The organism is Pseudomonas sp. WS 5410, assembly GCF_012985645.1.
Classification (GTDB): domain Bacteria; phylum Pseudomonadota; class Gammaproteobacteria; order Pseudomonadales; family Pseudomonadaceae; genus Aquipseudomonas; species Aquipseudomonas shahriarae.
The window spans coordinates 21,162-44,014 of sequence record NZ_JAAQWS010000022.1; the positions used below are offsets into that span (position 1 = coordinate 21,162).

At 61.8% G+C, this 22,853-nt stretch carries 19 protein-coding genes; 16 read left to right on the forward strand and 3 right to left on the reverse strand.

Features of this window, described 5'->3' with window-relative positions; all coding sequences use genetic code 11:
• The first annotated feature begins 97 nt into the window (after nt 1-97).
• The 11 genes from HBO24_RS24775 to HBO24_RS24825 all read left to right on the forward strand — a co-directional run bounded on the left by HBO24_RS24775 (nt 98) and on the right by HBO24_RS24825 (nt 12,233).
• On the forward strand, nt 98-1,456 hold the full coding sequence (locus tag HBO24_RS24775; RefSeq protein ID WP_057959098.1) for a glutamine synthetase family protein: 1,359 nt from the start codon (nt 98-100) through the stop codon (nt 1,454-1,456).
• Nucleotides 1,457-1,488: 32 nt separating this feature from the next.
• Entirely contained in the window at nt 1,489-2,577 is a 1,089-nt protein-coding gene (locus HBO24_RS24780; RefSeq protein WP_057438494.1) for a polyamine ABC transporter substrate-binding protein, read from the forward strand.
• On the forward strand, nt 2,574-3,869 hold the full coding sequence (locus tag HBO24_RS24785; protein ID WP_170060511.1) for an FAD-binding oxidoreductase: 1,296 nt from the start codon (nt 2,574-2,576) through the stop codon (nt 3,867-3,869). Before HBO24_RS24780 ends, HBO24_RS24785 begins: the two co-directional genes overlap by 4 nt.
• An 86-nt stretch (nt 3,870-3,955) precedes the next feature.
• Nucleotides 3,956-5,311 (forward strand): MATE family efflux transporter, encoded by a 1,356-nt coding sequence (locus HBO24_RS24790; RefSeq protein ID WP_115128567.1) that lies wholly within the window; start codon nt 3,956-3,958, stop codon nt 5,309-5,311.
• An 82-nt stretch (nt 5,312-5,393) separates the two neighbouring features.
• Entirely contained in the window at nt 5,394-5,894 is a 501-nt protein-coding gene (locus tag HBO24_RS24795) for a sigma-70 family RNA polymerase sigma factor (RefSeq protein ID WP_057438495.1), read from the forward strand.
• A gap of 32 nt (nt 5,895-5,926) precedes the next feature.
• Nucleotides 5,927-6,895 carry a FecR family protein gene (locus HBO24_RS24800; RefSeq protein WP_057438509.1) on the forward strand — a complete coding sequence of 323 codons (969 nt, stop codon included), beginning with the start codon at nt 5,927-5,929 and terminating at the stop codon, nt 6,893-6,895.
• A gap of 84 nt (nt 6,896-6,979) precedes the next feature.
• Entirely contained in the window at nt 6,980-9,376 is a 2,397-nt protein-coding gene (locus HBO24_RS24805) for a TonB-dependent receptor (RefSeq protein ID WP_170060512.1), read from the forward strand.
• Nucleotides 9,377-9,682: 306 nt separating this feature from the next.
• Nucleotides 9,683-10,525: a hypothetical protein gene (locus HBO24_RS29720; protein ID WP_233092104.1), complete on the forward strand. Its 843-nt coding sequence runs from the start codon at nt 9,683-9,685 to the stop codon at nt 10,523-10,525.
• Nucleotides 10,526-10,872: 347 nt separating this feature from the next.
• Nucleotides 10,873-11,109 (forward strand): hypothetical protein, encoded by a 237-nt coding sequence (locus HBO24_RS24815; RefSeq protein WP_115128565.1) that lies wholly within the window; start codon nt 10,873-10,875, stop codon nt 11,107-11,109.
• A gap of 145 nt (nt 11,110-11,254) precedes the next feature.
• A complete protein-coding gene (locus HBO24_RS24820; RefSeq protein ID WP_152987925.1) occupies nt 11,255-11,629 on the forward strand; it encodes a hypothetical protein in 375 nt (124 codons plus the stop codon).
• Nucleotides 11,619-12,233 (forward strand): hypothetical protein, encoded by a 615-nt coding sequence (locus HBO24_RS24825; protein ID WP_057438498.1) that lies wholly within the window; start codon nt 11,619-11,621, stop codon nt 12,231-12,233. Before HBO24_RS24820 ends, HBO24_RS24825 begins: the two co-directional genes overlap by 11 nt.
• Nucleotides 12,234-12,245: 12 nt before the next feature.
• Here HBO24_RS24825 and HBO24_RS24830 read toward each other — a convergent pair whose 3' ends face one another.
• Both HBO24_RS24830 and HBO24_RS24835 read right to left on the reverse strand, forming a co-directional pair.
• The gene (locus HBO24_RS24830; RefSeq protein ID WP_170060513.1) at nt 12,246-13,397 is read right to left on the reverse strand and encodes an MFS transporter; all 1,152 of its coding nucleotides are present in this window, start codon (nt 13,395-13,397) and stop codon (nt 12,246-12,248) included.
• A 259-nt stretch (nt 13,398-13,656) separates the two neighbouring features.
• Complete coding sequence (locus HBO24_RS24835; RefSeq protein ID WP_170060514.1) at nt 13,657-14,319, reverse strand: carboxymuconolactone decarboxylase family protein; 663 nt, start codon at nt 14,317-14,319, stop codon at nt 13,657-13,659.
• A gap of 217 nt (nt 14,320-14,536) precedes the next feature.
• Here HBO24_RS24835 and HBO24_RS24840 point away from each other — a divergent pair, with 217 nt between their 5' ends.
• The 5 genes from HBO24_RS24840 to HBO24_RS24860 all read left to right on the forward strand — a co-directional run bounded on the left by HBO24_RS24840 (nt 14,537) and on the right by HBO24_RS24860 (nt 21,591).
• Nucleotides 14,537-15,508, forward strand: a complete 972-nt coding sequence (locus HBO24_RS24840) for a diaminopimelate epimerase (RefSeq protein WP_170060515.1) — start codon at nt 14,537-14,539, stop codon at nt 15,506-15,508.
• A 290-nt stretch (nt 15,509-15,798) separates the two neighbouring features.
• Nucleotides 15,799-17,820: a type VI secretion system tip protein VgrG gene (locus tag HBO24_RS24845; protein ID WP_170060516.1), complete on the forward strand. Its 2,022-nt coding sequence runs from the start codon at nt 15,799-15,801 to the stop codon at nt 17,818-17,820.
• On the forward strand, nt 17,820-18,650 hold the full coding sequence (locus tag HBO24_RS24850; protein ID WP_170060517.1) for a DUF4123 domain-containing protein: 831 nt from the start codon (nt 17,820-17,822) through the stop codon (nt 18,648-18,650). Before HBO24_RS24845 ends, HBO24_RS24850 begins: the two co-directional genes overlap by 1 nt.
• Nucleotides 18,647-19,426, forward strand: a complete 780-nt coding sequence (locus tag HBO24_RS24855) for a hypothetical protein (protein ID WP_170060518.1) — start codon at nt 18,647-18,649, stop codon at nt 19,424-19,426. Before HBO24_RS24850 ends, HBO24_RS24855 begins: the two co-directional genes overlap by 4 nt.
• Before the next feature lie 14 nt (nt 19,427-19,440).
• Complete coding sequence (locus HBO24_RS24860) at nt 19,441-21,591, forward strand: lipase family protein (RefSeq protein WP_170060519.1); 2,151 nt, start codon at nt 19,441-19,443, stop codon at nt 21,589-21,591.
• Nucleotides 21,592-21,600: 9 nt separating this feature from the next.
• Here HBO24_RS24860 and codA read toward each other — a convergent pair whose 3' ends face one another.
• Complete coding sequence (gene codA / locus HBO24_RS24865; protein ID WP_057438504.1) at nt 21,601-22,836, reverse strand: cytosine deaminase; 1,236 nt, start codon at nt 22,834-22,836, stop codon at nt 21,601-21,603.
• Nucleotides 22,837-22,853 lie beyond the last annotated feature (17 nt).

The window sequence follows — 22,853 nt, forward strand, 5'->3', positions numbered from 1 at the left end:
CAAAGTGGATAGATGCCTGGGTAAGGCTGGCCCAAGATAGACCTCAATGCGCCGGGAGTACAAGTCGGCGCAGCACCCAACCCATGCCGAGGTCTTTATGAATGCCCCTTTCGATCAGCTGTCCACCTGGCTGAAAGAACACAAGATTACCGAAGTCGAATGTGTGATCAGCGACCTGACGGGCATTGCCCGCGGCAAGATTGCGCCCACCAACAAGTTCCTGCATGAGCGCGGCATGCGCCTGCCGGAAAGTGTGTTGCTGCAAACGGTAACCGGGGATTTTGTCGACGACGATATCTACTACGACCTGCTGGACCCGGCCGATATCGACATGATCTGCCGCCCGGTGGCCAACGCCACCTACGTGGTGCCGTGGGCCATCGAGCCCACCGCCATTGTGATCCACGACACCTTCGACAAGCAGGGCAACCCCATTGAGTTGTCGCCGCGCAATGTGTTGAAAAAAGTCCTGCAGCTGTATACCGACCAGGGCTGGCAGCCGATTGTCGCGCCGGAAATGGAGTTTTACCTGACCCAGCGCTGCGAAGACCCGGACCTGCCGCTGAAAACCCCGGTGGGTCGGTCCGGGCGTGCCGAGACCGGGCGCCAGTCGTTTTCCATCGACGCGGCCAACGAGTTCGACCCGCTGTTTGAAGATGTCTATGACTGGTGCGAAGCCCAGGGCCTGGACCTCGACACGCTGATCCATGAAGACGGCCCGGCACAGATGGAAATCAACTTCCGCCACGGCGACGCCCTCGACCTGGCCGACCAGATCACCGTATTCAAGCGTACCCTGCGTGAAGCGGCGCTCAAGCACAATGTGGCCGCGACCTTTATGGCCAAGCCGGTGGCCGACGAGCCAGGCAGCGCCATGCACCTGCACCAGAGCGTGGTGGAGATCGCCACCGGCAAGCCGGTATTTGTCGACGCCGATGGGCAGATGAGCCCGTTATTCTTGCAGCACATTGGCGGCTTGCAGAAATACATCCCGATGCTGCTGCCGATGTTTGCGCCCAACGTCAACTCGTTCCGCCGCTTCCTGCCCGACACCTCGGCCCCGGTCAACGTGGAGTGGGGCGAAGAGAACCGCACCGTCGGCCTGCGCGTGCCGACCTCCAGCCCCGACGCGATGCGCGTCGAAAACCGCCTGCCGGGAGCCGATGCCAACCCCTACCTGGCCATCGCCGCCAGCCTGTTGTGCGGCTACCTGGGGATGATCGAGAAGATCGAACCGAGCGCCCCGGTGGAAGGCCGCGCCTATGAGCGGCGCAACCTGCGCCTGCCGATCACCATCGAAGATGCCCTGGCGCGCATGGAGGCCTGCGACACGGTCAAGCAGTACCTGGGGGACAAGTTCGTGCGCGGGTATGTCGCGGTGAAACGCGCCGAGCATGAGAATTTCAAGCGGGTGATCAGCTCCTGGGAGCGTGAGTTCCTGTTGCTGAGTGTCTGACTCCACCATCAACCATAAAAAAAGGTGTCGATATGCGTCTCGTCAAACAGCTCCTCCCACTGGCTCTCGCCGCAGTGTTCAGCAGCGCCAGCCATGCCGCGCCGACGGTCAGTGTCTACAACTGGACTGATTACATCGGCGAGACCACCCTGGCCGACTTCCAGGCCAAGACGGGAATCAAGGTGGTCTACGACGTGTTCGACTCCAATGAAACCCTGGAGGGCAAGCTGCTGGCGGGGCGTACCGGGTATGACGTGGTGGTACCGTCCAATCACTTCCTGGGGCGCCAGGTAAAGGCCGGGGCGTTCCTTGAATTGGACCGCGCGCAACTGCCCAACTACCCGAACCTGGACCCCAAGTTGCTCAAGCTGCTGGAGCAGAACGACCCTGGCAATGCCCATGCGGTGCCCTACCTGTGGGGCACCAATGGCATCGGCTATAACGTCGACAAGGTCAAGCAAGTGCTGGGCATCGACCACATTGATTCGTGGGCGGTGATGTTCGAGCCCGAGAACCTGAAGAAACTGCAGCAATGCGGGGTGGCGTTCCTCGATTCGGCAGATGAAGCATTCCCGGCGATCCTCAACTATATGGGCATGGACCCGCGCAGCGAGACGGTCGGCGATTATGCCAAGGCCGAGGCCAAGCTGCTGACCCTGCGCCCGTACATCACCTATTTCCATTCCTCCAAATACATCTCGGACCTGGCCAACGGCGATATCTGCGTGGCCTTCGGTTACTCCGGCGATGTGTTCCAGGCCGCCAACCGCGCCAAGGAAGCCAAGAATGGCGTGAACATCGCCTATGCAATTCCCAAGGAGGGCAGCAACCTGTGGTTCGACTTGCTGGCGATTCCCGCAGACGCCACCAACCCGAAACAGGCCCACGCGTTTATCAACGACCTGCTGGACCCCGAAGTCATCGCCAAGATCAGCACCTATGTCGGCTACGCCAACGCCAACCTGGCGGCGAAGACTTTCATGGCGCCGGAACTGGTGAATAACCCCGAGGTGTACCCGCCCCAGGACGTGCTCGACAAACTGTACATTTCCACCACCCCCAGCCCGGCCATCATGCGTGTGATGACCCGGGCCTGGAGCAAAGTGAAGTCCAACCGATGAATCAGTCCCAAGACCATGCCCGTTCCTATTACCTGGCGTCGGCCAATGCCATGCCCCAGCGCGCGGCGCTGGCCGAGGACCTGAGCGCTGATGTGTGTGTGATCGGCGGCGGCTTTACCGGCGTCAACACCGCGATTGAGCTGGCCCAGCGCGGCCTGTCGGTGATCCTCCTGGAAGCCCGGCGCATCGGCTGGGGCGCCAGCGGGCGCAATGGCGGGCAGTTGATCCGGGGGATCGGCCATGACGTCTCGGGTTTTGCCCGGCATGTGGGCGAGGAGGGCGTGCGTTACCTGCAACGGGCCGGGATCGACTCGGTAGCGTTGGTCGGTGAGCGCATCCGGGAGCATGGGATCGACTGCGACCTGCGCTGGGGCTTTTGCGAGTTAGCCAATACACCGGCGCAATTTGCTGCGTTCAAGGGGGAGCAGGAAAGCCTCGCGGCCCTGGGTTACCAGCCTGAAACCCGCCTGGTGGCGGCGCAGGATATGGCGCAGGTGGTCGGCTCTCAACTGTACGCCGGGGGCCTGGTTGACATGGGCTCGGGCCACTTGCATCCGCTGAACCTGGTGCTGGGTGAGGCCCGTGTGGCCGAGGCGCTGGGTGTGCGGATTTTCGAGCACAGCGCGGTGCTGCAATTGACCCATGGCGACACCGTGCAGGTGCGCTGCGCCGGCGGCAGCGTGCGGGCTGGTAGCCTGGTGTTGGCGTGCAATGCGCACCTCGACGAACTGGAGCCGCGCCTGAGCGGCAAGGTGCTGCCGGCCGGCAGCTATATCATCGCCACCGAACCGTTGCCGGCTGCGCTCGCCGACGAGTTGATCCCGCAGAACCTGGCGCTGTGCGACCAGAAAGTCGGCCTGGACTACTACCGGCTTTCCGCCGACCGTCGGCTGTTGTTCGGTGGCGCCTGTCATTATTCGGGACGTGACCCGGTCGATATCGCCGCGTACATGCGGCCGAAGATGCTCAAGGTATTCCCGCAACTGGCCAACACCGCCATCGACTTCCAATGGGGCGGCAAGATCGGGATTACCGCCAATCGCTTTCCCCAGGTCGGGCGGTTGCAGCAGTACCCCAACGTGTTTTACGCCCAGGGCTATTCCGGGCATGGGCTTAACGTCACGCACTGGTGCGCGCGGCTGCTGGCCGAGGGGATCCACGCAGGTGTCAGCCAGGGCCTGGACACATTTAGCCGGGTGCCGCACATGACCTTTCCCGGCGGCAAGGCTTTACGCTCGTCGTTACTGGCGCTGGGCATGGTGTGGTACCGGCTTCGGGAAATGCTGGGATAGGTGGGTAGCGGTTTAAAACACTGCATGATCGGATCCAATACGCTATAACCCCTCGGTCGCTGTGTCATTCCGAGGCCCCGCTTTTCATGCAGAACCCTTTGCAACGCCCGTTGTGGCAGGTGTACCTATTCTTTCTTGCGCCGATGGTGCTGTCCAACTTCCTCCAGAGTTTTTCCGGCACCCTCAATGGCATTTATGTCGGGCAGATGCTCGGCACCCAGGCGCTGGCGGCGGTGTCGGGGATGTTTCCCATCGTGTTCTTTTTTATCGCCCTGGTGATTGGCCTGGGGGCGGGCGCCTCGGTGCTGATCGGCCAGGCCTGGGGCGCGGGGGAAACCGCACTGGTCAAGGTCATCACCGGCGCGACCCTGACCCTGGGGGCGTTGATCGGAGTTCTCGCCGCCGTGCTCGGCAGCCTGTTCGCCCGCCCGGCCATGCACGCGCTGGGCACGCCGCTGGATGTGCTGGACGACGCCGTCGGCTATGCCCAGGTGATGATGCTGATCATGCCGTTGCTGCTGGTGTTCATCCTCTACACCCAATTGCTGCGAGGCGTGAGCGATACGGTGTCGCCGTTGCTGGCGCTGATGGTTTCAACGGTGGTCGGCCTGGTGCTGACCCCGGCCCTGATCCGCGGCTGGCTGGGGCTGGCGCCCATGGGCATCCAGAGCGCGGCCTATGCCGGCCTGGTGGCCAACGCCGTGGCCATGCTGTTTCTGGTGCTGCGCCTGCGCCATAAAAACCATGTGATGGCGCCGGACCGCGCATTACTGGCGGCCTTGCGCCTGGACCGGGCGATCCTCGGCAAAGTCCTGCGCATCGGCCTGCCCACCGGCTTGCAGATGGTGGTGCTGTCGTTGTCGGAGCTGGTGATCCTGGCACTGGTCAACGGCCACGGCTCCCAAGCCACGGCGGCGTATGGCGCGGTGACGCAGATCGTCAACTATGTGCAGTTCCCGGCGCTGTCGATCGCCATCACCGCCTCGATCCTCGGCGCCCAGGCCATTGGCGCCGGACGCCTGGAACGCATCGGGCCGATCCTGCGCACCGGGCTTGCGATCAACCTGTGCCTGACCGGAGGCCTGATCGTGCTGGGCTACGCCTTGTCCCACTGGCTACTGGGCCTGTTCATCACCGATGATCAGGCGCGGGTCCAGGCCGAACACCTGCTGCACATCATGCTCTGGAGCATTCTGGTGTTCGGCTTCCAGGCAGTGATTGGCGGCATCATGCGCGCCAGTGGCGTGGTGCTGATGCCGGTGGCGATCTCGATCTTCTGCGTGCTGGGCGTGGAACTGCCGGTGGCGTACCTGCTCAATGCACGCTTTGGCCTGGAAGGGGTGTGGATGGCGTTTCCGGTGACTTACCTGGTGATGTTGGGGTTGCAGACGGCGTATTACCGGTTGGTGTGGCGGCATAAGCAGATCAAGCGGTTGGTCTAGAGAGGGGGAGGCGACGGTCAGTAATTGCTCCCATTAATAGGAAGCATTACTATTCACGCCCCGCCTACCCAGTGCACCGTCGATGACTCCCCAGCCGCCCCGCAGACCAGGCTTTTTCGCGTACTACGAAGAGTTGGTCGGGACCTGGACGCGTCGCTTGCGCAATCGCCAGCAGGCCGAGGACCTGGCCCACGATACGTTTGTGCGGGTACTGGAGTCCAAGTCGGCGCGGGTCGAGCAGCCGCGTGCCTATTTGCACCAGACTGCGCGCAATATTGCGGTGGACGCCTATCGGCGTGCAGACCGGCGCGAAGCACTGGAACTGCAAGGTCTTGACCAGAGTGCGCCGCACAGTGGCGACCCGGAGCATTTCATGCACGCCGTCCAGTTGGCGGACTCCATCGAGCGGGCCCTGGCCGAATTGCCCCTCAACTGCCGCAGGATTTTCATCTGGCAAAAAATCGAAGGCATGACCCAACAGGAAATCGCCGAGCGCCTGGGGCTTTCTAAAAACATGGTGGAAAAGTATATGATCCGCACCCTGCGGCATCTGCGCGAGCGCCTGGATGCGCTGGCCCCATGACCAATGCCCGCTTTGAAACAGGACCTTCCATGATGGATACCCGCGAGTGTGCCTGTGGCAGTGCAACGGTGCGCGACGAGGCGGCGCAGTGGTTTGTGCGTCTGCAGGACCCGCCCCTGAGCGTTGAGGACCAGGGTCTTTTTGACAGTTGGTGTAGGGAGCATCCCGCGCACCAGTATGAGTTCGAGGTGCTGCAGGGGCTGTGGAGCGCCGCCGACCTGCTGCCCAAGGTGCGTTTGCAGGCCCTGCTCGATACGCCTGTGCCGCGCAAGCGTCGCGGGGCCGTGGGCTATGCCATGGCGGCCAGCGTGTTGGCGGTGGCCGTCGGCCTTGGGTTGTTCAGTGGCCTGGACCACCCGCGCGGCTATGAGGCGCAATTCAGCACTGGGTTGGGTGAGCGGCGACAGGTGGCGTTGCCGGATGGCTCGCTGATGGACCTCAACAGCCGTAGCGTGGTGGCGGTGCATTACGAAAAGGGCCGGCGTGGGATCGAACTCAAGCAGGGTGAAGCGCTGTTCAGCGTTGAGCACGACACCCACCGGCCTTTTGTGGTGCAGGCCGGGGCAGGGCAGGTGACGGTCACCGGGACCCGGTTTGACGTGCGCCGCGACGATGACCAGACCCGCGTGGTGGTCGAGGCCGGAACGGTCAAGGTACAAGGGCAGGCTGCCCAGCCAGCGGTCACCCTGACCGCCGGCCTCGGTACCTCGATCGACCGTCAGGGCGCGGTCGCGGCGGCCCGCCCGGTCAACGCCCAGGCACTGCTGGCCTGGCAGACCGGCAAGCTGGTGTTCAACGATGCCAGCCTGGCCGAGGTGGCCCGGGAAGTCTCGCGCTACCGCGAAAAACCCTTGCGGGTCAGCGCTGCCGCCAGCGAGTTGCGCCTGACCAGCGTGTTCAAATCCGATGACACCGATGCCTTGCTCAAGGCCCTGCCGCACATTCTGCCGGTGGCCCTGCGCACGCTGCCCGACGGTAGCCAGGAAATAATTTCACGCTAGGTTCAGGTTTTTTCCGAGTTCTTCGTCTTCTTGTCCAACTGCAACTGGTTTGCATTAACAGCCGCGCTTTCTTGGGATTACGACGTGACAAAACTCGCTGCGAACAACAATCAAACTGCCCGCTGGGCGCCATTGGCCCTGGCCCTGGCGATCAGTACTGCGGCCTATGCCGACGATGCCATCCACATCAAGGCCCAGCCACTGGGGGCGGCACTGAGCCAATTGGGCCAGCAAACCTCACTGCAAGTGTTTTTCAGCCCGCAGATGGTGGCCGGCAAACAAGCCCCGGCCGTCGATGGCAACCTGTCGCCGGAGCAGGCCCTGCGCCAGTTGCTGCAAGGTAGCGGCCTGGACTACCAGATCGACTCGGGCTCGGTGACATTGCATCCCCTCGCCACTGGCACCGGTGAAGCCGGTTCACCCCTGGAACTTGGCACGACCGCGATCCAGGTGGTGGGCGACTGGCTGGGCGATGCCAACGCCGAAGTGGTGCAGAACCATCCCGGCGCGCGTACCGTGATCCGGCGCGAGGCTATGGTAGAGCAGGGCGCGATGAACGTCGGTGACGTGCTGCGCCGGGTGCCTGGGGTGCAGGTGCAGGAATCCAACGGTACCGGTGGCAGCGATATTTCCCTCAACGTCGGCGTACGCGGTCTGACATCGCGCTTGTCGCCGCGCTCCACAGTGTTGATCGACGGCATTCCTGCGGCTTTCGCACCCTATGGCCAGCCCCAGTTGTCGATGGCACCGATTTCCGCCGGTAACCTGGAGAGCATCGACGTGGTACGCGGCGCCGGTTCCGTGCGGTATGGCCCACAGAACGTCGGCGGCGTGATCAACTTCGTGACCCGGGCGATCCCCGAGACCTTTTCCGGTGAGGTCGGCACCACCCTGCAGACCTCGTCCCATGGCGGCTGGAAACATGTCGACAACGCATTTATCGGCGGCACCGCAGACAACGGCATTGGCATGGCGCTCCTGTATTCCGGGGTCAATGGCAACGGTTATCGCGACAGCAACAACGGGAACGACATTGACGATGTGATCCTCAAGACCCACTGGGCGCCGACCGATCAAGACGATTTCACCCTCAATTTCCATTACTACGACGCCAGCGCCGATATGCCCGGCGGCCTGACCCAGAAGCAGTTCGACGCCAACCCTTACCAGTCGGTGCGCGACTGGGACAACTTCAGCGGCCGGCGCAAGGATGTGTCCTTCAAGTACATCCGCCAGATCGACGACCGCACCCAGGCCGAAGTGCTGACCTATTATTCCGACAGTTTCCGGGGCAGCAACATCGCCAACCGTGACCTGAAAACCCTCAGCTCCTACCCGCGGACCTACTACACGTTCGGCATCGAGCCACGGGTGTCCCATGTGTTCGAGCTGGGCCCGACCACCCAGGAAGCCAGTATCGGCTATCGCTACTTGAAAGAAGGCATGCACGAGCAGGCCGCCAGTCTCAACCTGATCAACAACGTGCCGACGCCGGGTGGCCAGAGTGACGGCCATGTGTACCAGGACCGCACCGGTGGCACCGAGGCCAACGCGTTCTATATTGATGACAAGATCGACGTGGGCAAGTGGACGATTACCCCCGGTATCCGCTTTGAAAGCATCCGCACCCAATGGCATGACCGCCCGGTGGTAGCGCTCAATGGTTCCCGCACCCAGGAGAAGCACCGCGCGATCAAGAACAACGAACCGCTGCCGGCGCTGAGCGTGATGTACCACGTGTCCGATGCCTGGAAGCTGTTCGCCAACTATGAAACATCCTTCGGCAGCCTGCAGTATTTCCAGCTGGGCCAGGGCGGAAATGGCGACCAGACGGCCAACGGCCTGCAACCGGAAAAGGCCAAGACCTACGAGATCGGCACCCGCTACAACGACAACGTCTGGGGCGGCGAAGTGACGCTGTTTTACATCGACTTCTCCGATGAGTTGCAATACGTCAGCAATGACGTGGGCTGGACCAACCTGGGCGCGACCAAACACACGGGTATCGAAGCTTCGGCCCAGTACGACCTGGCCGACCTCGACCCGCGTCTGGAGGGCCTGAGTGCCAATGCCGGCTTTACCTACACCAAGGCGACCGCTGAAGGTGATGTGGCGTTCAAGGGCCGTGACCTGCCGTTGTACTCCCGGCAAGTGGCGACCCTGGGGCTGCGTTATGCCGTCAATCACTGGACCCATAACCTGGACGCGTATGCCCAGTCCGGCCAGCGCGCGCCAGGCACCACCAACACCTATATCACCGAACCGACCGCCGACGGCCAGTACGGGGATATCCCGGGGTATGTTTCCGTCAATGTGCGCAGTGGCTATGACTTCGGCCCGCAACTGTCGAACCTGAAGTTGGGTGTCGGGGTGAAAAACGTGTTTGACCAGCAGCACTTCACCCGTTCCAGCGACAACAACGCCGGGATTTACCTGGGTGAGCCACGCACCTTCTTTGTACAGGCGAGCGTGGGGTTCTGACGGGGATCGTCGCCTGCCGGCGACGATTTTTCTATTGATGGGGGGCGTCGCTGCTGACGCCCTTCCACGCGCTTTTCCTCTTGGCCTTTCTCTTGCTCCTTACGATCCTTCAGCCGAGGTTGAAGGGGACGTTGGCGGGCTTCCTACCTTTTTTAGGCGATTTTCGTCGCTTTCCGGAACCGAACTCCCCCAGTCCGCCACAGACACAATTAGCCCACTGTGCACAGACATCCGGTGATCAATTTATCGCCTGGGTGCTTCGGACGGTGAGGTACATCGTGTCAACAAGCCGCACTGGAGAACATTATGTCGGTACCTGCGTTCAATCAGCCTGTCGTCAATCTACCGAATGACGCCATGCGTCACGAGGCCGAGGCCAACACCACGGGCGCTGCGGCGTCGGCCGCCGGGCCAGCCGCCAAGGGGCCTAGTTTCAGCGGGCCAGAGAGCAAGTCTGGGCCGGTGTTTGCGGCTGCGCAGCCGATGGCACAAGGCGCCGCCGGCGTACAGGCCGATGCTGCCCGGGGGGGCAGGCCCCCGCTCCCTGGGAGCCCGCCGCCAAGGCCGTTCCCGCAGCAACCCGATCCGATCTATTCAAAGCGCAGCCATGATCAGTTGGCCCAGCAACTTCTGGATAATTTCAAGGCGTTCAACGATCCGAAAAACCCGGACTACATTACGCCGCAGGGGTTGAAAGCAAAGGCTGAAACACCCCTGACAAAGTACCCGCACAAGAATCAGGACATCCGGCTGGCCAGGGAAATCATGAAGCGTCCGGACCTGCTCAAAGCGCTTGACCGTGATGGTCGTACGGGGGGGCTGGATGCTCAGATCAGCCGTCAAAACATCTATGACGTCATCCGCTCTGACAACCCCTTGAAGTACAAGGACGATGAACAACTCGCCAAGGACATGCTGAAGAATTTCAATCAGCTCAAAGGCAGTTTCTGGAGCAAAGACATCAAGGTCGCCGATCTCAATGCCAGGGCCCAGCGCCCGTTGACAGGTAACCCTCATCGGGACCAACTCACCCACCTGGCGAGGGAGGTCTTCAACCGCTCCAACTTGCTGCAACAAATGGACAACGTCGCTAGCCCCGACTATGACGGCAGAATCAGCAAGCGTGGGTTGAAGAAGTTGTCCCATTAAACCGCCGGTATTGCACTGGGAGCACACAACCGGGAAGCGCCGCGAGTCTTTCGCGGTATTTCCCGGTTCGGCCAGGGTTGCCAGTCTTGCGGATGATCGCTCTGGCTGGGGCTGCACGTGTCCACTTATCGCTTGCCACTTCGCTGATCAGGAACTGTTTTCAGCGGTTTGCCACATAACGTGTATCTGACGGCCTTTATGACGCCGGCAGTTTCACTCAAAGAGAGGGTGTTGACATGACTTCAACGTCGTTTGGAACTCAAACTCCCGGCCTGCCGCAATCCCTTCTTGCTCCACCTTGCGAAAACACGACGCAGAGACAACTTTTCGATGCCCAGAATCAGGCTATGCCGGGAGGGGAAGGCGCCGAAGCCCAACGGGTAAGGAATTTTTCCGGCCAGTACACCTTCAAGGCCCCGGCGGCGGATGACTTCGCCAAAGGCATGCAGTCCTACCGCGCCACTGCCGTCCCAACCACCACCATGCAGACGCCTGCGGGTACGACGAGCGGGTTGATCAATGCCATAAAAGCCTTGCTGGGCGGTTCTCGATCAGGAGCATTGTCGCCCCGAGAACCTGACTGAGGGCCGCGCCCAGGACTGATCATTGTTTACATACAGACATCGAAATTGATCGGGTGCCCCGGAACCATTGCCGGTGGTTGGCCACATACTTTGCGCTTGCTGGAAACCCACCCTTGCACTGACGGTGGTGGCAGCCGGTCTGAGTATGGATCTAGAAAAGGTGGATATGAACATGGCAATTGACGGTGGGGTACCTCTCCTGCGGCCCGATGTTACGAGCCGCCATGAAGCGATACCGGATGACGCACAACAGAAAGCTCATGCTGCTTCAAGCGAGACCACGCCGCGTGGCTGGCAGGCCGATAATCAACCTTTGCCCAGCACTATCCGCTCTTCGGGATTCCGCCGCCCGTTGCGGTGGGCCACGCCCGATGAGGTCATGCTGCATCATCAGGAGCTGAGAAACGCACCCTCGACGCGTACCCCCAATGTGAACCCCTATACCCAATTGCCGGACCGCCAGTTAGTCAAGGCGCTGGGTGACCATTTTTCCGTGCTGGAAAATTTTCATGAAAAATGAAGGACTGAAACTGTCGTCGCTGCGGCGAATTGCCAGTGCAAAAATGACTGACACACCGGCGCTCAACAACGCCATTCTGCTGGCCAGGGCACTGGTCCAGCGCCCGCGGTTGATCGACGCGATCCTTGACGAAGAGGGGTTTATAACGCGGCAAAGCCTGGAGCGGGCGGTACAGGGTGTGTTTGGCAACAGCGACCCCAATGCCTTCAGTCCGGATCCTTTTCACGCCAAGACCAATGTCGAGTTGGTGCTGGCGTTCAGGGCCGCTTTTGATGAACTGCGTGACAGATCCCGGGACCGCACGGGCTTTTTTGAGAGTGTCGGCTACGTCCAGATCGAGCGGCTTGTGTCAATCAGTAAGGATCCGGATGAAACGGACCAGAACGGTGCCGTTATCCGAGACCCTGCCACGGGGCTACCGAAAAAAATGTACAGCGAACAACTGGTGTATATGTCAAAAAACCTGGTGGACCGTCCCAGGCTTTTGAGTTCCCTGGAACGCATCCATTCTGGCTGGCGACGCATTTACGGTAGTCATTACCAGAAGGGATGGCTGAGCAACAAAGACCTTGACGGCTGGCTTGAAAACACTAGAGACCTGTAGCGCCTGGGGGCCTTACACCCGCAGTATTTTGCCGCTGATCGCCACCGCCAACAGCAGCACGGCGATCAACACAAAGGCCACGCTCAGGCTGCTGCCGTGGGCGATAAAACCAATCAGCGCGGGGCCTGCGAGAATACCGGCATATCCCAGGGTGGTAATGGCGGGCACCGCAATGTGCTCCGGCATGACCGTTTGCTTGCCCACCGCGGTGTACAGCACCGGCACGATATTCGAACAGCCGGCACCGACTAGGGCATAACCCAGCAGGGTGGTTTCCCATGCCGGGAGCAGGGTGGCCAGCAGCATGCCGGCGGTGGCCAGCAAACCACCGATCACGATCACCCGTTTGGCACCCAGGCGGCGCACAATGGCATCGCCGGTCAGGCGGCCGAGGGTCATGGTCAAGGCAAACGCCGCATAACCCAGGCCCGCGTAGGCTTCGTCGAGGCCGCGTTCGTCACTGAGAAACACCGCGCTCCAATCGAGCACGGCACCCTCTGCCAGGAATACGATAAAACACAGGCAGCCGATAAACAGCACCACCCCGTGGGGGATGGCGAAGGCCGGGCCGGAGCTTTCGCTGCCGTAGGGCAACAAGTGCGGGGCCGCCTTGAGCAAGGCACCCAGGGTAATCACGATAACCACCAGGGTGGCCGAAAGCGGTGACAGCCCCAGGCCGAGCAGCGCACTGACACCTGCCGCCCCCACAATCCCCCCCAGGCTGAACAGCCCATGGAAGCCCGACATCATGGTTTTGCCACTGGCCCGCTCAACAATCACTGCCTGCAGGTTGACGGTGGAGTCCACCGTGCCCAGGCCTGCACCAAACAGAAACAATCCGGCCATCAGCAAGGGTATCGAGCTGACCGTGGCCAGCATCGGCAAGGCCACGCAGAGCAGCAGCGTCCCGGCGCTCAACACGCGGCGGCAGCCGAAGCGTGACGCCAGCGCGCCGGCCATCGGCATGGCAATGATCGACCCCACTCCCAGGCACAACAGCAACAGGCCCAGGGTGCCTTCGTTGAGCTGCGCACGGGCCTTGGCATAGGGGACCAACGGTGCCCAGGCCGCGATGCCGAAGCCGGCAATAAAAAACGCGATACGGGTCGACATTTGTTCCAGGCGTCCCGGAACCACAGGCGCCTGGGGGGGGATGGCAGTCATGAATATCCTTGGTTTTGCGTTCAGCGAACGATGTCCAGCGCGACATCCTTGCACATCAGGCCCTATCGAGCGAGCCAGGTTCCCTTGCGGGCCGCGAAGTTTTTACTGACAACACGGAACACTTTTACCGTTGATCACCACACAGAGGTTATCGGGCCTGCTTGAGGTGGCCTGGAGGGTGCGTAATCCCTGTGAGTAGCGTTGAACCCCAGGCTGCTTGCACAGGATTACCACCTTCCAGGCCACTTCTGCGAGTGGGTCAGTTGGGGGTTGGGAGATATGCCCTGACTTGCACTACGTCGGCGCCAGCGACCCGCACCAGGAGGGTGCCACGGGGCGTGGTTTCCTGGCCGATGTAACTCTCCACCAGCACCCGATCCGCAGCCGTGGCGTGCAGCGATAGCTTATGGGGTTTGCGCAGCAGCTTTCGAGCCTGGGCGTCCACCGGGAATGACGGCTGGCCCCGGCGCACACTGTCGCAAAACGCTACTGCCACGGCCCGTGGCGGCGGTGGTGGCGGCGAGGGCAGGTTGGCTGCGGTGAACAGCAGGTTGAGCTGCTCGGCGGTGGCGACGGCACGGGGGAAACCGGTAAAGGCCGAGGCCACCAGCAGCAGTTCAGTCAGCTCCCCAGGCGCCAGGCCTTGGGCCAGGCCGGTCTTGAAATGCACGCTCAACGGCGGGCCGACCATACCGGCGGCGACGATCGCGGCAAAGATCGCTGCTTCCTGTAAGCGCGGATCAAGGCCCGGGCGCTCGTGCTGATAGCCGTACACCACACCGACCGCCAACTCGCCCAGGGCCGGCGCGGTATGGAACAACGCATCCAGGCGTGCGCCGCCATCCGGTACCCGCTCAATGAATGTTTTGCGGCCGGCGCGGTAAAGCGTTTCAACGGGGCTCTGCGGGGCAAGTGTCTTCATGGTGCATCCTCCAGGAAAATGAGGACGGCGTTTGCTCGACTGCGCACGGACTTCGGCCTGATGAAAACGTCCATTCAGGGACACAGGAGTGTAGGGCGCGCTGGTTTTTTTGCCATGCTCGGCGCGCTCGCTGTTGGTGTCCTACGCTGAGATCGCCCACAATCGCCAGGCACTTTTCCCATGGCTGACCATCGGCGGATGCTGAGGTGATCTCACAATGACCCTGTTCTACGACGCTCGCGGCAATATCTACGGTGTGGCCAGCCCGGCCCTGTTGCGCAGCCGGGGCATTGCCGTGCCCGATAACGCCGCCCTGGCCGCCAGCACTCGCCAGGCGTGGACGGGGCTGGCGATAGCGTCCGAATGTGGCTGGGGGACGTCGCCGCGCCCAGCCGAGGCCAAGGCCTATCGCTGCGACGGTTTGCTGGTCGGGCCGTTCCAGGCTGCACCGCCGTATGACCTGCTGATCGTCAATACCGATGGCTCCCTGGCCGAGCGCAGCGGCAATGGCTTGACGATCTTTGCCCAGGCCCTGACGGACGCGGGGCTGATGACCCAGGCCTGCGAGCTGCGGGTACACCACGATCAACCTGATGGGGTGACGCCGCTGGTGACCGGGGTCGAACCGGCGGTCTATGGGCAGATCCATGGGTTCTGGCTGGCGCTGGGGCAGCCAGCATTCGGGCCGCAGGCAGTGGCAGCGATGGGGCCGGAAAGCGCCGAGACTGGCCCAGTGAATGAGCTGGCTGCGATCAACCCGCAATGGACCCGCAGCCAATTTGTGCGTATCGGCAACCCCCATTGCGTGACCTTGGTCGAACACGTATCGGCCTTGCCGGACAATCGGCAGATGCACCAACCCGATCTGTTCGATCCGTTGAAAGCGATTGCCTTCGCTCCTCCCGCAGGTGATGGCCGGCCCTGTGCGGCCGGGGTTAACCTGCAATGGGCAGCGCGAGACTCTGCCAATCGGCTGATTGCCCGGGTGTTCGAGCGCGGTGAGGGGCCCACGGCATCCTCCGGGACCAGTGCCAGCGCAGTGGCCTGTGCGGCATGGCGGGCGGGTTGGGTCAAGGCGGGAGAGGTGGCCGTGGTGATGCCGGGCGGTACGGCGCCGGTGCGCTTGCACGTTCAGGCAGATGCGCTGCTGGGTGTCAGCCTGTTCGGGACCGCGATGCTTCAAGGCTGAGGTACGTGATGGCTTAACTAAGTGTCAGTTGTTTCTTTATTGTTTAGTTATTGTTTGAAGCGTCGCGTAAGGAAGTTTCTGCTGTTACGGCTTGCTTTGTTTTGAGGATTTCTCATCTTGTAAAAGAGACTTCCATTGTGTCCGTACGAAACTTCTTTTTTATTTTCAAAGCGCCGAATTCTCGTGGATCTCGCTAATCTTTAGAGCGTTCAGGCACTTCTTTGGCCGCAGATTTTTTGTTTGGCGGGAGGGAGTATTTCAGTCAGATAGTGGATGGCGGGTAACAACGGATGGTGAGTGCGTTTGTTTCGTCACGTTTCAACTTTATTGTTCAAGGCATGGAGACAGACTTCCAAGTACTGGCATTCAAAGGCCGCGAAGCCCTTGACCAGCCCTACTTCATCGAAGTGCAACTGGTCAGCGAAAACCCCGGCCTTGACCTAGAAGCATTGATGCACCAGCCGGCCTATCTAGGCTTCGGTGAAATGGGCGAAGGTTTGCACGGGCAGGTGTATGCCGTCGGTCGTGATGACCCCGGGGGCCGGCTCACCCGTTATCGCCTGACCCTGGCGCCGCGTCTGGCGTGGCTGGAACATCGGCGCGACCAGCGCATCTTTCAACAACGCAGCGTGCCGCAGATCATCGCGGCCGTGCTCGAGCACCATGGCATCCTGGCCGACGCGTATGCCTTCGAGTTGGGGCCGGTGGTCTATCCGCCCCGCACGTTCTGTGTGCAATACGCGGAAACCGACCTGCATTTCCTCCAGAGGCTGTGTGAGGAGGAGGGGATTCACTACCACTTTCGCCACAGCCCGGACGCCCATGTATTGGTTTTTGGGGATGACCAGACGGTGTTCCGTCGCTTGCCTGCACAGTTTTATCGCCCTGCCAGCGGGCCGGCCGCCGAGGCACGGGTGATCCAGCGTTTCGATGTGCGCCTGGCGACGCGCAGCCGCCAGGCAGTGCGCCGTGATCACGACTTCGAGCATCCTTCACGGCGTTTGCAGGAACACGCCGGGGCTGCATCGGTGCTGCCTCTTGAGGACTACCATTACCCCGCCGGGTTTACCGGCCATGCGCGGGGGGTGCAATTGGCGCGTCGCAGCCTGGAGCGCCATCAGCGCGACCGTCACCGGGCCTTGGGCAAGAGTGATCAACCGGCGTTGTGCAGTGGTCATTTCCTGCCGTTGCACGATCACCCGCAGCCTGCCTGCAATGACTTGTGGCTGCTTACGTCGGTGCGTCACGAGGGGTATCAACCCCAGGCGCTGGAGGAGGCGATGCCCGCTGGCGACAGGTTCCAGGGCTATCGCAACCGCTTCAACGCTACGCCCTGGCGTGCGATCCACCGCCCGGCGCTCAAGCATCCCAAGCCAACCATTACCGGCAGCCAGACAGCCACTGTGACGGGCCCGGTGGGCGAGGAGGTGCATTGCGATGCCTACGGCCGGGTGAAGGTGCGTTTTCACTGGGATCGCCTGGACAAGGCCAGTGATAAAAGCAGTTGTTGGGTACGGGTGGCCTCCGGCTGGGCGGGCGACGGTTTTGGCGCGATCATGACGCCCCGGGTCGGCATGGAGGTGCTGGTGACCTTCCTGGAGGGCGACCCGGACCGGCCATTGATCAACGGTTGTCTGCCCAATGCGCGGCACATGCCGCCTTATCCACTGCCGCAACACAAGACCTGCAGCGTATTGCGCAGTCGCAGTTCCCCCGGTGGTGCGGGCGGCAACGAACTGCACCTGGAGGACCGCCTGGGTGAAGAGCTTATCTACCTGCGGGCCCAGCGGGACTGGCAGCAGCAGGTAGGCCGTGACAGCCACCTGGAAGTCGGCGGGGAGCGGCGGGAAACCATTCGCGGCCCGAGCACGGTGCGCCTGGAAAGCGCCGAACAGCGACATGTCAGTGGTGATCGCAAGGTGGTCCTGGGTGCGAGCGATCACCTCCAGGTGCAGGGCGATAGCCTGGCCTATATTCGCCAGGCCCTGGTGATCGAGGCAGGGCAACAGGTTCATCTCAAGGCGGGTGCCAGCCTGGTGATCGACGCTGGCGCGCAGTTGAGCCTCAAGGCCGGAGGCGAGCACGTGCTGATCCAGGCCGGTGGGATCTTCAGCAGCCGCCCGATTACCCAGGGTGGCCAACCGGCCGTTGCGCGCTCGGCCAGCCCTGCGGGTGCGGCCGTCAGCGGTGCGGAAATTTCAGCGGCCCAGGCTGTCGTCATGAGCATGGCCCGGCAACTGGATGCGGACTTCTGCCCGGTATGTGAACGCTGCCGCGAAGGCGTGTGCGACATCCGCGGGAGGGCGGCCTGATGCTGCGTACACCAGGTCAATGGATGACCCAACAGCAGCAGGCAGGACGCCGGCTGTGTTTGATTCTTGAGGGAAACAGCAACGCCCGTCAGCCGCTGATGGCGCCTCGCAACCTGGGGCAATGTTGCAGCCTTTACGGTGGCAGTGCAGTGGCGGCACTGGCGGCTGACGGGCCGGTGATCCTGCTGGTGGAGCAGTTCGATGAGCCTGCGCTTGTGGGGTTGCTAGAGCACCCTGAGATGAACTGGGGCTGGCTGGGCAGCTTGCCCGACGCGGACCTGGGCGACGTCATCGAGCATTGGCAGGCGCGGATGCTGGTGGGGCCACCGGGCAATCAGGCCCTGTACCGTTTCCATGACAATCGCACCCTGGGGCGTGCGCTGACCAGCGTGCCGGTAGCGCAATGGCCGGCCTATCTCGGGCCACTGATCAGCGTCTGCTACTGGCACGAAGAGCAATGGTGCTGCGCCAACAACCCAGCGCCCGGAAAGTACCCGATACCCGACACCGCTCCTTGGCTCAACATGCCCAACCCCCAGGCCTCGGCCATTTTGCAGGCGAATATCCTGCGCTACCTGGCGGCCGAACACAGCGAAAGCCTTGCGGCGTTGGTCGAGTTCCAGGATCCAGGGGTATGGCTGGCCCAGGTACTGGACGAGGCCCGCAGTTGGCAATGGCACGGCGCTCTGCAACTGGAATTTTTGGTGGTGCGGCGCTTGGCAGAGGCAACCGGGCCCAGGGTGATTCGGTGGCAGCCGCTGAAGGGGGAGGCGCCGGAGGAACACTTCAGGCGGGTGGCGGAGCAGTGGCGCACGTTGGGGCAAGCATGAGTAACCAGGCGTGTGGAGTTCTGCTGGTGCTGGGTATGGCCTGGACATCGGGGTGTGCGGTGGTGCCCGTTGATCGCTTTACGTTGGAGGTGGATTTGCCAGCCAATTTCCGCGTTAAAAGCGCCGCTAACTACAGCCCCGCAGCAGGTGAACGTTGCACCTTGCCTTGGCGTCGAGGCAAAAGGCCCGAGCGGAAGATTTTTAGTGTTCCCTACAGCCCGGTAGCCAGCCGCGTGACCCAGGCGCTGCCCCTGACTGAAACAGTCGAGGGCTGCCCGTTGGTATTGCGCAGCGTGGAGTTTGATTTTTATGCGCGGTGGGGCGCGCGCGATACGGATGTTGGCGGAGATATTGCGGCCATCCATATTCAGGATCGTTTAGACGCGGATGGGACGGGGAGGCCTGAGCCGGGGGCGCTGGAGTTGCAAGCACGATGCAGGTGGTTCTTTCGCACAGTGGGGCCGGTGCATGCGATCAGGAAAATCCTCATGTGCAGATCAGTGGACGCAAATGGGCTTTCAGGTAAAGCGTCGGCAGGCGGCGCTGTGCAACGAAATCGACTGGCGGGGCAAAAACTCAGGCTGGTGTTGAACCTGTCTGACGAAGAGCTACCTGCCTTTGACGATAACTGGGTAGCTGTTCCAAACGGCTGGAGGCGGTGCCGGGGTGAGAGTTTCGAAGATATGTTCGCGTACTGCCGGGGCAATACGACCGACTTCAAACCTATAAAAATGCCTGATGGACGTATCTGTGATGTTTATCCAACGTGCAACTAACAGGGAGTGAAGTCATGGAGTTGGAGGCATGGAAGCAGGAGTTTTTCAGTGACAAGATGCCGGCGTGCCCATTGCGAGGGCACTGGGTGAGTTTTTGTTTGGTCGATGAAACCGGCAATGGCAAGAATTATGGGGGGCTGCCGTACTCGTTCCATGACAGTGCCGGGCAACAATACAGCGGTAGATTGAATGGAGAGGGCTTCGCCAAAATAACGGATTTTTACTGTGGTCCTGTGGTGCTTACGTTGGATGAACCCTATACCGGGACAGAAGCACCGTATCACCGACTGGCGACGCGCCTGACTTACAAACTACCCATCACCGAACTTCAGGTTCGCGCCGAACGCAGCGAGTTTTCTACCGGGGATGGCCAGCGTCTCGAGGGTAACCCAGCAAGACGACAAGCCGATCGGTTCTACCAAGTCGAAGTGCGCGATCTGGTTCGCCATGTTGCCCACCTGCCACCGCTGGCGCCACGGTCTCACGGCCCCCAGCCACATGCCCTGAAAATGATGGCCGACCTTGGGTTTGGCCCACCCCAGCCCGAGTTGTCGGGCGTGGTGCTGTTCCCCAATCAGCACACGGCGCTGGAAGTCCGACCCTTGCGGGCACTGCGCCCGATGCTGTCGAGGGACGACGAATTCTGTGCCTTGAACCTGTACCAACTGGCATTGATGGCGACCTTGAGTTACTGCCGTTTTGGCCAGGAGCCGGCCACTCACCCGCAAGATGAAGTCCATTTTCCTCTGGACCCCAGCATCGGCCATCTATTTGCTGAAAAACTCGCGGGGTATCAGCAGGCCTGGAGGGTTGATGCCGAGCAAGTCCGGCGTTTTTACCCGCTGTATGAGGATGTCCCATACTCGCGGCGTTTCGAGATCCTGCCCTTCGACCCTCAGTTGTATCCGCAGAACAGTCCGCAGTTGGAGGCGAGGCAGGAGCATCCGGCGCGTCTGCATTTTTTCGATGACGAAGAGCAGGGTACCGATACCCAGGCCTTTATCAGCCATCACGATGAAGTGGTGCTGATTGCGGTGCGGGGCACGGCCAGTGCGGCGGATGGCCTGCGTGACGCGAATGCCCACCAGGTACCTTTCGCGGACGGCATCGGTAAGGTCCATGAAGGCTTTTACCAGGCGTACCGTGCCTTGCGTGACTTTGTATTGCGCTATCTGGATCAGTTCTACAGCGGCCAACGCATCGTGATTTGTGGCCACAGCCTGGGTGGGGCAATCGCTTTGTTGCTGGCCGAGGGACTGCGTCGGGTCAAGGATGCCGACTACAACGTGTTGCTGTACACCTACGGTGCCCCGCGCGCCGCCGATGCTGAATTCACAGGGGGAGCGGCTGCCCTGGTTCACCATCGTATCGTCAACCACAATGATCCGGTCCCCAGCGTGCCGGCGACGTGGATGAACACCACGGCCAAGCTATGGGTGCCGGGCGCCGTGACCTTATTCGGCGCGCCCGCGCCGGGAGGCCTGTTGTTTGCTGCGGGGCTGGTGCGGCTCGGTGGCCAGCCCTATCGGCATCATGGTGAGCAGCAACACTTCATGCCGATCCTCCTGGCGGACGGCACACAGTCCTCGGTGCTGTGGCAGCCTGGTTGTGCGTCGGTGCAGGAGGCGGCGTGTAATCACGCTTTGCGTTTGCACGGCGATATGCCCGAGCGTGACAACCTGCTCAAGCAACTGTTCCAGGCCCGCCAGCACTTCATGGTTGCCAGCTACGTGCCGGCGGCGTGGGCCACGTTACGCCGCTGGCAACAGACACTGGATACCCGCGGCTCCCTGGTGACGGCACGGGAGTACGCATTGATCGACCACGCGCTGAGCACTCTGCGCCGACAACTGCAGGACAAGCGGCTTGAGCTGCACCGTCGCAGCCCGGCGAATGGACGCGGCCATGAGCATTACGATGCCTTGACTGCTGAAATCGACCGACTGCAAACCAGTCGCCAGCGCCTGGAAAGCCTGCGCTGGCGCCGTGTGGAAGGGCGCGATGTATACGGCAGTCACGCTTCATCCTCAAACCTGCAACCCAGCCTGACTCGTTGGTTCAGCCACCGGGAAAACCATGAGTTGCCCCAGGTGGCAAGCATCCCGCCGGCCTTCGAGGGCGACCGGGACAAGGGCCAGACACTGGACCTGGACTCGATCGTTTAGCCTCGCGGGTTACAAAAATGTCACCTGCGCTGGCTGGCGTTTCATCAACACTTTGCCGTTGCGGATCGAATACAGCGCCAGGCCCTGGCTGCGAATGACTTCATAGTCGCTGTTTGCCGACAGGATCAGCAGGTTCGCCGGTCGCCCGGGCTCCAGGCCGTAGCGGTCGCCCAGGGCCATGGCTTTGGCGCTGTTGTCGGTGACCAGGTCCAAGGCCCTTTGCAGGTTGCTGTAGCCGAGCATATGGCAGATATGCAGCCCGGCCTCGAGCACCCGCAGGATATTGCCGTTGCCCAGTGGATACCAGGGATCGACGATGGAGTCCTGGCCAAAGCAGACGTTCATGCCGGCCTCCAACAGTTCGTTGACCCGGGTCACACCCCGGCGTTTCGGGAAGTTGTCGAAGCGGCCTTGCAGGTGAATGCTTTCGGTGGGGCAGGAAACAAAACTGATGCCCGAGTGGCCCAGCAGGCGGAACAGCTTGGCGCAGTAGGCATTGTCGTAGGAACCCATGGCCGTGGTGTGGCTGGCGGTGACCCGGCTGCCCATATCGCGACTGCGGGCTTCTTCGGCCAGCACTTCGAGGAAGCGCGAGTGCGGGTCGTCGGTTTCATCGCAATGCACGTCGACCAGGCAGCCGGTGCGTTCGGCCAGGTCCATAAGGAACTTGACCGAGCTGACCCCTTGGTCGCGGGTGTACTCGAAATGGGGAATGCCGCCCACCACATCGGCGCCCAGGCGAATGGCTTCTTCCATCAGTTCGCGGCCATTGCGGTAGGACTCGATGCCTTCCTGGGGAAACGCCACGATCTGCAGGTCGATCAGGTGGCCGCTCTCCTGGCGGACTTCGAGCATGGCCTTGAGTGCGGTCAAGTCCGGGTCGGTGACATCCACGTGGGTGCGCACATGCTGGATACCATGGGCCGCCAGGGCCTGGATGGTCTGCTTGGCGCGGGTCTTGGTGTCCTCCTGGGTGATGGTGGCCTTGCGCTCGCCCCAGCATTCGATCCCTTCAAACAGCGTCCCGCTCATATTCCAGCGCGGCTCGCCGGCGGTGAGGGTGGCGTCGAGGTGGATATGCGGCTCGACAAATGGCGGTACCACCAGGTTGCCAGCGGCGTCCAAGTCGTCCGGCCCCAGGGTCGGCGCGGCGGTTTGTGGGGTAATGCTGGCGATCCGGCCATGTTCCAGGTGCAGATCATGCAGGCCTTCACGGTTGCGCAGGCGGGCGTTGATGATATGCATGGGCAAGTTCCTCTTGG